The sequence below is a fragment of the Calditrichota bacterium genome (assembly GCA_013151735.1).
Lineage (GTDB): Bacteria > Zhuqueibacterota > JdFR-76 > JdFR-76 > BMS3Abin05 > BMS3Abin05.
On the sequence record JAADHR010000079.1, the window covers coordinates 1 to 11,644 of the forward strand.

Annotated in this window: 7 protein-coding genes; 2 read left to right on the top strand and 5 right to left on the bottom strand. The window is 46.7% G+C overall.

Annotated features, from left to right (window positions below):
* On the bottom strand, positions 1-1,909 hold a 1,909-nt coding region (locus GXO76_05440; GenBank protein NOY77295.1), incomplete at its 3' end, for a hypothetical protein.
* Positions 1,910-2,296: 387 nt separating this feature from the next.
* Between GXO76_05440 and GXO76_05445 the strand changes: the two genes are divergently transcribed.
* Together GXO76_05445 and GXO76_05450 are read left to right on the top strand one after the other, a co-directional pair.
* The gene (locus tag GXO76_05445) at positions 2,297-2,851 is read left to right on the top strand and encodes an RNA polymerase sigma factor (GenBank protein NOY77296.1); all 555 of its coding nucleotides are present in this window, start codon (positions 2,297-2,299) and stop codon (positions 2,849-2,851) included.
* The gene (locus tag GXO76_05450) at positions 2,848-3,813 is read left to right on the top strand and encodes a zf-HC2 domain-containing protein (GenBank protein ID NOY77297.1); all 966 of its coding nucleotides are present in this window, start codon (positions 2,848-2,850) and stop codon (positions 3,811-3,813) included. The genes GXO76_05445 and GXO76_05450 overlap by 4 nt, the downstream gene beginning before the upstream one ends.
* Before the next feature lie 51 nt (positions 3,814-3,864).
* Here the strand turns inward: GXO76_05450 and GXO76_05455 are convergent, their stop codons facing one another.
* From GXO76_05455 to GXO76_05470, 4 genes are all read right to left on the bottom strand, one after another.
* Positions 3,865-7,497 carry a tetratricopeptide repeat protein gene (locus tag GXO76_05455; protein NOY77298.1) on the bottom strand — a complete coding sequence of 1,211 codons (3,633 nt, stop codon included), beginning with the start codon at positions 7,495-7,497 and terminating at the stop codon, positions 3,865-3,867.
* A 607-nt stretch (positions 7,498-8,104) separates the two neighbouring features.
* Positions 8,105-8,680, bottom strand: coding sequence for a class I SAM-dependent methyltransferase (locus GXO76_05460; protein ID NOY77299.1), 576 nt, complete (start codon positions 8,678-8,680; stop codon positions 8,105-8,107).
* 380 nt (positions 8,681-9,060) lie between these two features.
* Entirely contained in the window at positions 9,061-9,261 is a 201-nt protein-coding gene (locus GXO76_05465) for a hypothetical protein (protein ID NOY77300.1), read from the bottom strand.
* Positions 9,262-9,601: 340 nt separating this feature from the next.
* A partial coding sequence (locus GXO76_05470) for a DUF4091 domain-containing protein (GenBank protein ID NOY77301.1) occupies positions 9,602-11,644 on the bottom strand: 2,043 nt, incomplete at its 5' end.

The following is an 11,644-nucleotide window of genomic DNA, read 5'->3' on the forward strand; positions in this document are numbered from 1 at the left end:
TTTCGCCATCGTCGCCAACGCCGATGTCACGGGCTGATCCCGGCATTTTTTCCCATTTGGCGCCGCTGATGTCAAACGTCAGGTCGGCATTTCCCGAATTGCTGATCGTGAACGACTCGACTGCCGATGCGCCGCCTGCCACCGAATCGGCGATTGCATTTGGATTGACAGCAATATCCGGGACGTCACTTGAAAACATGACGGCAAATTCGGAGAGATGGTTCACCGTTCCACAGATGATATTTGTGCCTGTATTCAATGATGTCGTAATATCTTTCCACGCGCCCGGCGGATTTTCATACACCTGCAGCTTCAGCGCTGCTTCCTGCGCCTGCGTCATGCCGGTATCATCATAATGAATACAAATTTCGATAGTACCGGTGAAGGCTGCTGTGGTTGTGATAGTATAATAGACCGGGTTGGCCGCCGGTGTGATGGTGAATCCGTTTGGCGGGGGCGTCCCGGTAGTTGAAGTGGTCATTTTCGTATTGCCGGAAGTCACAACATTTCCGAATGTAATACCGGAACCATTTCCCAGGTCGACCTGAATATTTGTCCCGACCTGGGTGTTTTCCGAAGACGGTACCATAGTGTTCAAAATATTTCCATAAATATCAAAATCCTGGGTGTTAAAATTACGTTTATCCTCCCAAACGACCAACGCTTTCGGCTCTTTAGAGCTAACTGCGATTGCAGGATTAAAAGGATCTTCACTTCCAGTAACAGCAGAAAGGATTACGTTGTCAGGTACTGAGGAGATTAGATCATCCGAACCTTTGGCATTTCCGCGGATATGATTAACATTTGTATCATTTTGAGGTTCCGGGCCGGGTGTTTCCCGCCAGGCCACCATAAATTTATTGGCAGCATCATTATAGTCTACTACCGGATTCCAGGTTTTGGCATAAGTAGAATACGCCCAGTGGGCCCATATTTTTGAAATGGGAAAAGTCTCTGTAGAAACCCCATCTGTTGTGAGGTAATCAATTTTAACGGCATCAACAATCCCGCACCAGATTCCGGTCCATTGAAGACTTTGCCAGGTCATATTTTTGTCCTTGTCAGCCCAAACGACTAAGAATACCGGTTCATTATTCCAGTAACCGAAGGCTAAATCAAAACCTTCTGAAGCGCCTATTTTAGATTGCTGAAAAGGGATTGCATCCCAGGTCGCACCACTTTGAGGATTTGTCATGGTAACCATTAATTGGCCGTCACTATCCAACATTTTGAGATGACCGGGATCATCCAATGCCATAAGATATCGTCCGAATGGTGTTTCAGAGGATACTACCGGCGCATACGCAATTGAATATGTAAAATCATATAATTGGTTAGTGTGAAACTCGGAAATTGTTTGTATGGTATTTATTGGCTGCCCGGCCGGGTCGATTTTTCGGGAATATAAACGGATATCGTATCCACCGGAAGTATAAGAACTATCTCTTTTTCCTCCGACGACCAGATAATTTGTTGATTTCGAATTGTAAAGAACCGTTGGCGTATTTGCATTTGGAATTAATAACGTTGTTCCTCCGATTTTACTTCCCGTAGCAGACAACCGCTGGCCATAAATACTTAAATCGGGAGCAATACCGGAGACAAAGACAACCAGATACTCATTTTTTTGTGGATTATACGCTACTGAAGGCAAACCCTCCGCATAGTCTGAGATAGTAAAAACAGTGCCTGTCTGGCCCAAATGGTCAACTCTCATAGCCAAAAGTCTTTTCATTTGACTTGAATAGGAGTTCAGCCAAACAACTAAATATTCATCGTCGTTAGAATTGTAAACGACATCAGAACCGTAATCTTTCGCACTACCCTGATAAACGGGGAAATCAGCAAAAGCCGGAAAAGTTAATAGTAAGATGAATAATAGAATTGAAATACCGGAATATTTTTTCATAGCAAACCTCCTTTGGGGGTAATTCTTATAATCTATTTCTATTCTTATTACGTACAATGTGATGAATTACATAAAATGTTTTATGGCTCTGCCGGTTTTTTTATGGAAGAAGGGGGAAATTTTTTCTGCAGACAGGAGCCCGCAGTCTGCTCATGGCGATTTTTTTGAGAGGCTCCTTCGCATGGGGCATTATTAACAACGTTGGGCTAAAGCCCGGCAGGCTGGAGCATTTTTTTCTTCACAGGCTCATACCCGAAGCGGATTTTTTCCGCAAAAAAGCCTGTAGAAAATTCCGTTGCATTTCGTTGCTGCAACACTTACATTATTGAAAATGAAAAATTTTATGTAATCCGACGGGTGGTTTCGTAGTAATAAGGAAAGCAAATCTTGGATCAGAATACGATCGTTGAATGTGATAATGCGACCATTCGGCGCTATCTCGACAGCAAGGATGTTAAATATCTGGGCAAGCTTTATGAAACCTACAAGCGAGTGATTTTATTACACTGTCTGAGAATGGTCAACCATGAGGAAGATGCGAAAGATTTGGCGAGTGAGGCCTTCATCAGGGCATTTGATCACATAGAGAGCTTCAAACTCGGCGCACCGTTTCTGCCATGGCTTAGGCGGATTGCGACAAACCTGTGCATCGATCACCTGCGCAAGAAAAATCGCCACAAGTTCTACGAATTTAATGAACGGCATTCACCGGTTGCGATCGAAAATGAAAATGAAATAAAAGAATCCGTGATTTCACAGGAACGCATTCTCGAGATCCTGAACAAATTAAAGCCATTGCAAAAACGATGCTTCTGTCTGTTCTACGTCCACAGCCTGACATACAAGCAAATCGCTGAAATGACCGGTTACCCGTTAGGCAAAGTTCGCTCTTACATTCAAAACGGAAAGCGCAATTTTAAATTACTCATGGAGAAGCAATGAGTCAGCATAAAGATAGCGCCGATGCCATGGATCGATATAAAAAACCATTTCGTGATTTGAAGTCACATATTGCCGCCAACTGTCCGCCGGCTGAAAAACTGGCGGCATACGCCGACAATGAACTTGCAGCGGATGAAGTCCGGGCTCTGAAAGAGCATTTTGACCTGTGCCCGGTCTGCCTTAACGCGCTCGAGCAGCTTCAAACCGCCCGAAACACGGCGCCGAACCCCGAACACCAGGTACTCAACCGGCCGGCATTGGAAGCCGAAATGGATGCGAAGGTTTATTCCTACTTAAACTCTTTGGCGCCTTCAAAATCCGTCAATAAGGCTGCGGAAACCGGAGCGGGTGTTTTATCCCGGATTAAAACTTATATCAACAAATTCTTCCTGCCGCCTGCATCTGTGTATGCCGGACTCGCGATGGCTGTTCTGCTGGTTTCGCTTTACGCCTACGCGTTCTTTAGCCGGCCGGTCTATTTCCCCCTGGCTCACATTCAATTCTCTGAAACAGGAGTCGTGCGGGGAGAAGGCATCCAGTCCGAATCGTTAAAAACGGGATGGCGATACTTTGAACAGAGTCGATACGCAAAAGCCGTGTTCTCCCTGAAAAAATTTCTGGCCGGTCAGCCGAACCACTATCAAGCCAATTTTCTTGTCGGATTATCCTACCTCTTTGAAGCCAGAAAACGGCTCTTGGGGCTGCCTTATCGTTTTGATTTAAAAATGGTGAATCAAGGGATCGGCTATTTGAAAAAGGCGCTTTCTCTGACGGAGGGAAACGCCTTTTACAGGGAAGACTGCTTGTGGTATCTGGGCAAGGCTTATTTGATGTTGGGGGATGTTGACAATGCCCGCCAACAGTTTCAAGCGATATTAAACCTCCCGCAGCCCAATCTTATGAGAAAAGCGGCGGCCGGGAAGATGGTTCTGAAATTAAATGAATTTTCCGGTAATCTCTAAAGCTGAATAGTGCCTTCGTGGCTGCCATTTAGGAATATTTCGGGCCAAGCGTCAATCATGCCTTTCATACACCGACCGCCAATCCCCAATCAACACAAAAGCGCCCCAGTAGAAGGGATCTCGCCGCCAGTCTCCGGACTGAATTAACATTACTTTAGCTTTTTGTAAAGCACGATTTCTTGGCATCCCTGTTTTAAGGTCGTGATAGAAACTTTTCATAAGCTCTGCGGTAGACTCATCCTTTACAGGCCACAGACTCACCACCAGACTCGGCGTTCCGGCATACAGAAAAGCCCGGGTCATACCTATGAGACCCTCGCCGCGGCTGAGTTTTCCCAGGCCCGTATTACAGCCGCTCAGTACCACCAGGTCTGCATTGAGCCTAAGATTGTAAACTTCGTACGTTTGCAGGTAGCCGTCTTCGTCTCCTCCGTGGGTTTGGGCCAGAATAATTTTCGAATACATGGGCTGTTTATCATCGATGATGTTGTGAGTCGCCAGATGAATAAATCTGTAATTTTGCGCCCGCTCTTTAAATCGCTTCTCCGATGCATCGTGTCCCGTGAAAACGGCAGGTTTTTCGAAATTCTTCGCAATAGCTTTCACTTCCCATCCGGCATAGGGAAGGGGTTGGAAACGAACCTCTCTAAAAACCGATTTGAAAGGTACAATTGAACGAACCCACTCAATGACGCCTCTGCTCTGTGCATCACTAAAATCCGGATTGCCAAGGGCAAGAAGCTCTTCAGATGCTTTTTTCTTTCTTTGTAATTCCGGATTGAGCAAACTTGCAGAAGAGGCGTAAGAAATGGGATACGTCTCGATCAGATAATGTACGGCAGCCTGACTAAAATCAGTGACCAAAATTTCAAAGGGGAAATAATGCAAAATGTCATCAGGCACAATGATTAACTCCGAGCCGGGTTCCAGGCCAGGCTCCAGAGGCTTTTGCACCAGGATTTTGTAAAGATCATACAAGAGGCCGGATTTCATATTGGCCCAACGATGGTCGATTCGGACATTATTAGGGGCTTTTTCTTTTTGGAAGAGCGGACTGATCTGTGACAACTTCTCCTGGAGTTCTTTTCTGGTCAGGTCAATGGTCCGGAATTTCAAGCTGTGCTTTGTTAAAGTCCAGACAAAGATCTTTTCGTCGGCCACAAAATATTCGAGTAGCACCTGCTTGTCGTCAAGAATGTGTCGCTGGACCTCTTCAACCGTAACTATTTTTGGGTTTGTGAGTTGATCGTATCGGGGATATTTCTTGCTGATCCTTTTTAATAATTGTGCCTTTTCTTGTTGCAGCGCTTCTATTTCATAATTAAGGGTGAAAACCCGATTCGGGTCTCTTTGACTATCCACTTTGGCTAACGCATTTGACAATTCCAAATGTTTCTTTTCAAGCCCGTTCTCATTCATCAAAAATTTCTGCCTGAAAACCGCAGGGATTTCTTTTAAATTGCGAAACGTCCTGCCCTGACAAACGATATCCAAAAGCGCTCTGGCCTTGGCGCGTTCCGCATATTCGAAGGCTGTGCGGGCATAACCTTTTGAGGGTTCTTTTTGATGCAAAATTGCCAGGAGATTAATCAGCTTTCCATAAACCTGGATCTTATTCTCTAAGAAGCTTGACTTTTGTTCTTCAATTTGAAGCAAGCGGCGGACACCTTCAATTTCCCGCACAGCCAATTGGTATTGCCGCAAGGACTTATCATAGTCTCTCTGCTTTTCATAGACCATGCCAAGACCTGTAAGGGCTTCCCAGACAATAACCGGCCCTTCTATTTTCCGGCCCATGGCCAGGGCTTTGTTATAATTTTGGGCCGATTGAGTATAATTTTTCAACTGAAGATTTAAATTACCAAGATTGTTTAATTCATAGCCCTCATTATTTTTATTGCCGATTTTTCTATCGATTTTCAAGGCCTGTTTATAAAATTTAAATGCCCCTAAATAGTTACCGGATTGGGCATAAACGAGAGCCATGTTGCCGAGGAATATTCCCTCATTCCTTTTGTTCCCAATCTCCCGACTTATCTTCAAAGATTTCTCATAATATTCGAGCGCTCTTGAAGTGTCACCCATTGCATGATAGACCGCGCCGATGTTCCCAAGCCAGGTTCCCATCTGACTTTTGTTGCCAATTTCCCCTGCAATTATTTTAGCTTTCTCGTAGAACGCCAATGCTCTTGAAAATCTGCCTAAGCTATAAAAAATATTACCAATATTAGCGAGATTTCTGCTTTCACCACTCCTGTCCCCAATTTCTTCCGCAATCTTCAGCGCTTTGTCAAAATACTCCAATGCATTGGAGTAATCACCCAATCTCCAATACGCAAGTCCAGCGGCTCCCAGGGTCCTCCCCTCCTCACTCTTGTCGCCGATTTCTCTTAGAATGACCAAGGCTTGTTGGTAATAGGCCAGTGCTTTACGGTAGTCGTTGAAATTCCAATAACACAGGCCGATATTTGTCAACCAGGTCCCCTGGTGGCTTTTATCCTTGATCTTCCGGTCAATCGCCAAAGCCTCCTGATAATATGTCAAAGCCTTGGAATATTCTGCCAAGTAAAGGTAAATGCTGCCGATATTTCCGACATTTAGCCCTTCCAATCTTTTATCTTCGATTTCCCGGGCAATTTTTAATGCCCTTTTATGATGTACCAAAGCTTCGGAATACTGTCCGAGATTGCGATAAACAAAACCCATGTTATTGAGCCAGGTTGCTTCGGCAATTTTATTCCCGACTTCTCCAGCAATTTTAACGGCTTGACGGTCGTATTCTAATGCTTTGGAGTAGTTGGCCATATTCCCGTAAATGACGGCTATGTGCCCTAAATATTTTCCTTCGTTGCTTCTATCCCCAAATTCGCGTGCCATCGCCAACGCCTCTTGACAGCGTTCCTGCGCTTCACGATATTTACCGAGTTTTTGCAGAAACGCACCCCGTTCTCCCAGAAACCTGTATTGAAGCTCGACGTCATTGTGTTTCCGGGCCATCTTGTAACCCGTCCTGTTAACCTGCAAGCCCTCTTGTAATTTTCCCAAATAGTAGTAGATTTTTGCTTTTTCAAGATACACCACCAACAAATCGGGATTCAAGTTTAGGGCTTTGTCAAGAGCCATGAGCGCATTTTCCCATTGCTTCAGCAGCATGTATGCGTACCCAAGTCCATAGTACGCGCCGGCATTCCGGCTTTTTGCAGGAGTCAGGCCGCTTAAATAGTTAACCGCGCCCTCCGGATTTTTTGTTTTTTTATAAGCGATCACAATAGCCTTGTAGACGGCGGCACGCCTGTTAGACAACTCTATGCTTTTTCGATATCTTACAATCGCCTGTGGATAATCCCTCTGTTCCTGGTCAATCAGGCCCAACCCGTAATAGGCATGGGCATTCTTCGGCGCTTTTACAATCAGTTCTTCAAAATATTGCCTGGCCTCATCTAAGGCATTTTTATATTTATACACTTCTACTGTCTTTGCGTAAGCGCGGTAAAAGCCGGGCTCTTGTCCAATCATCTGCCGAAGACCCCGGATGGCGTCGTTGTAGTGCTGTTTACCGATTAATCGTAAAACTCGCAGGTATTGCTGATCCAGGGTGGAGGATTCCCGGGGAGTGGGAACGGATGCGGAGATAAATAACAGAGTCATTATGAGGCTGAAACAACCAATTCTTGCTTTTTGCACGATAACTTCACTGTTTAAAGGATTCTTAACAAACCGAGGCGTTCAGGCAAGAAAAAATGTGTGTATTTAACTTCATAAAAATTTACTAAATCATCTCATAACATTCAAGGAATTGTTTGATTAAATGTAAACCACGAAACCGGTCTTCCCAAGCTGACCGGATCAGGATATTCTTTGAGATAACCAGTCCTTAAAATGAATTGGGCAACCCCTTCGATCCCCAGTTCCTTGGCCACATCCTATCCAAACGAACTTTTTTCGAGCATCTGCGACATCGGGTGAAGTGCAATTTTCCTCTCCCGAACTTTCAGGAACAGGCTTTCGAACGTTCGACCGGTATCAATTAATGTCGGAAGACTGGAATCCATCCCGATAGCGTTCGGCGTCTTTATCAGACCCCCGTATCCAATTGGAAAGTTCCTCCTGTGCCGGATTGCGAGCGGCCTGCACAAGATCATTTTCAAAGAATCCGAATAAAAATAATTTTATTTTTTCTCTTGCCTTGTTGTAAATAGACCAAGTCCGCCTGCTGTTGTGAAGCGCCTATGTGCTAAGCGAAGCCGAATCAAGCGAAATTGTGGTTCGGTGGAACGATTTATTATGTGCATTACTGATCCTTTTCCCCGACAACTAAAAAATGCTTTGGTAATTCATCGAAAATGTTTACATATTTAAATCCGGAATTCACTAAGTTTTCTTTGACTTGCTCAGGTAACCATCTGATTTGCGTTGGAGGTCCTTCAGGCATATCTTTTTTCTTCCAATCAACAATAAATATAGTTCCACCAGGTTTCAAGATTCTATACGATTCTTCAACTGTCCGGATGGGATCATCTAATTCGTGATGAAGGTTTATCATAAACACCAAATCTGCGATTTCATCATCAAGAGGTATGGAATCTTCTTCGGTTTTCACAGGAATTATATTGGAATACTCTGGAACAACATTTTCCTTTATCCAATTGATCATTACTTCTGATACATCACAAGCATAAATTTTCGAAGGTTTGACATATTTCAGAAAAGCAATACTAAAAAACGCTGTTCCAGCACCTATTTCAACAAGTACGTCTGTTTTTTCTACGTTCAATTTGCTCCAAACATAGTCTGGAGGAATGTCTCTTAATCTTTGAGGATGATTCAACTTATGCAATTTTTGAGGATCAAACTTCTTTTCGTTCATCGTCAGTCTCCGCCAAATTTAACACACAACGACCTGCATAACTTGCCACAGGGATTAGTCACACCAAACACCCGTTCCAAACCCAAACCTCCGAAAACTCTCCAATCTCCAACATCACACCACCGACCCTGCGGTCAAGCCGACGCATGGGTTAGCCCAATGAATGGGCGCCCAAACCATTAAAATGGTTTGTGAATTTCTTTTAGCCTATTGTTAACCCATGACTTAAGTTGTGGGCTTGGGAAAATCAATGAGACCCCGGGAACCGTTTCAGCAGTTTCAAAAGTCACAAACAAAAGGGTTTTTATTAAAATCTGGACTCAGGGGATGCGGGGCTTATCGTTTCTCCTTCGCCTGCCCCCCAAAATTATTCTTTGATTTTATCCAATCCAACTTTTAGTAAAAGGAAGATTTGTCCCAGCTGCGGGGCGTTTATGACGATTGTTCCGGAAAAGGATAAAATACTGAATCCAGTGGATATAAACTTCTTCCGTACAGGGACTATAATGCTTTTCTCGAATAACCTGACGAACCTGGTTAAGAAGCCTGGGTTTGTGAGTTGAGTTTGTGCTTTCGTCGATCCATTGGCAAGGAAGGACCCTTCATATGTGGTTGTCGGCGGCGGTATAATGAAAACCACTTTGTGAGAACGAAGCAATCATCAACTGCCTGTTCAATAGCTTTTTTATAGTATAAATAGTTCTTTGAAAAAATGCAAGCGGAAAATAGGCAATTCAAAAAGACTGAATCTTAACCTTTGACATCCCGTGCAGACCCGGCATTTATGTGACCACCCACTAAAATGAGTCTCTAAAAAAGAATTCCCTTTTTGATCAGACCACTCCATCCGTTGCATTGATCAGGTGGTCTTTCCCCCGGATTTTCTTTCGGGTTTTGGGAGTCGCAGTCTATTCCTTGAATTTAATTGCTTTTTTGAACCCCGGGCTTTACTCCCATCACACATTCCATCATTTTCTGCCGGAAGATCCGCACCTTCTCTTCGCTGCTGACAGCATCCAGCGTGGCGCGCGACAGGCCCAACTTCATGGCCTGAAATCCGGGATCGACCAGCTCGGGCAAATCCACCGCAAAAAGATGCTGAATCCGGGCACAGGCTTCTCGCGCGGCCGGCTGGGCGGTATTTCTCCGTTCAAATTCTCGCAGCGCCAGCAAAATTCGGGCGTCCTCGATCCCCTCGCGGACGGCTTCCCAGCGGCGGCTGTCCACGGAATGCCTCCGCCCCGGGTAAACCAGATTGTACTCCGACGGCACCCGTTCCCACAAATCGCCGCGCGTGGCATTGTAGCACCAGTAACCAATCCCGGTGGCGCCGTGCCGCAGGGCAAAAAGCGCGGCGTTCCGGTACTCCCCAATCACATGCGTGTTTTTGAGATTGGCCCCCACCGGCCGTGAAAAGCCGTACGAACAGTTGTATGACCACAGTTCGCCGCCGGCCTTTCGAATAATAGCCATTTCCGGGAGGGTTTGCCCCAGCCAGTCAATGGGCGGCGTCCAGACGCTCACCACCTTTGCCATGGCCCGCATCATGGGGCCATCGCCCCCGCCATCCATGTACAGCCGGATGGCCGGATTCACCGCATGCACCATTTCCCCAAACGCCACCAGGCGATTCACGGCCTTCCAGCCGTGGCCGCCGGGTTCATCAAGCGGATACAGAACAAAATGATGCGTGTCAATTCCCTTCGATTCCAGATGCGCCACCAACCGATTGAGGTACTCCCTCAATTCCCTGCGGTAAGCCGTGCTGCCAAACGGCGCGGCAAGCGCAGGAAATCCTGTCACCAAAAAAACCACATCCCGGCCCGAAAAAGCCTGAAGCAGGTGATCCAATCGGGAAAAATCAATCCGGTGCACGTGGCCGGTGGAATCCGAATCAACCGTGCCGTGAGGAATGAGAAACACGTTGTTCCCATGCGCCAGCAAATCCGGAATGTCCGGCCCCTCTGACGGAGACCAGGTGCAGAGGCGAAACGCGCCGGAAGGCGCCATGTGAAACGGCAGGACGTCCATTGAAAGTGACACGGTGGCAGTTGGTGGTGGTTCGGCGTGGGTATTCTTGGGTGCCTCCAGGACCCCGGATCCGTTCAACGCTTTTAGGTGAAGGGTCATTGTCCGATGCCCCACGACGTTCTCCCTAATAGCCACATCCAGCCAGAGCTCTCCCGTTTGCAGGGAGGAAAGAGTGAGCACACCCGAGTTTCCCAGTTCCGGAAGGGCATCCCAGGACAGCTCCCCAAGGGAGGTGGGCGAGGCCACCGCGTGCAGCAGTCGGACACTTAAACCGGTATCCACAGCCGAAATCACCGCGCGCACCGAAAGTGGCCGGTTGGTCAGATTCAGTATCCGTATCGACACGGGTTGGTGTTCACCCGGAACCACGGTGCGGGCTATTTTTAGCGGATTTTCCACACGAGTGGGAAGACGCCGGTCGCTCTCGCGACTATCCCAGAGATCGCCCTCAAAAACCACCAGACTGGTATTTTTACCGGCCCGAGCCGCTTCAGTCACAACGGATGCCAGGGCCAGCGCACGTTCCGCCTTTTGATTGAGAACGGCTGTTTCCGAGAGTACCTCCGCCACGTCCTGCGGAGAAGCCGATGGAACCGTCTCCTGCCGCTGGCGAAGCGTTTCCTCTTGCAGCAGGAGGACATTCTTTTTCTGCCGAAGCGCAGCGGCAGACAGGGGCAGCGAATCCGCTACAGCCTGAGCCGTTTCCTCCAGGGCCTGATTAGCCCGGCTCCACAAGGCCCGGTCGTTGGCAAACGGGCGAAAAGAGAGGGTCTTCTCACGGTAGAGGTATTTTTTCCCATGGGAATTTTCCACCCACCAGGAAAATCGGTACACACCGGGCACCACAAAATGAACGGGCATCTCCAGAACCCCTTTGCGGCCAATGACCAAACTGGTGACTTGCTGCTTTTGGCCGTCCGGGTGAAGGCAACG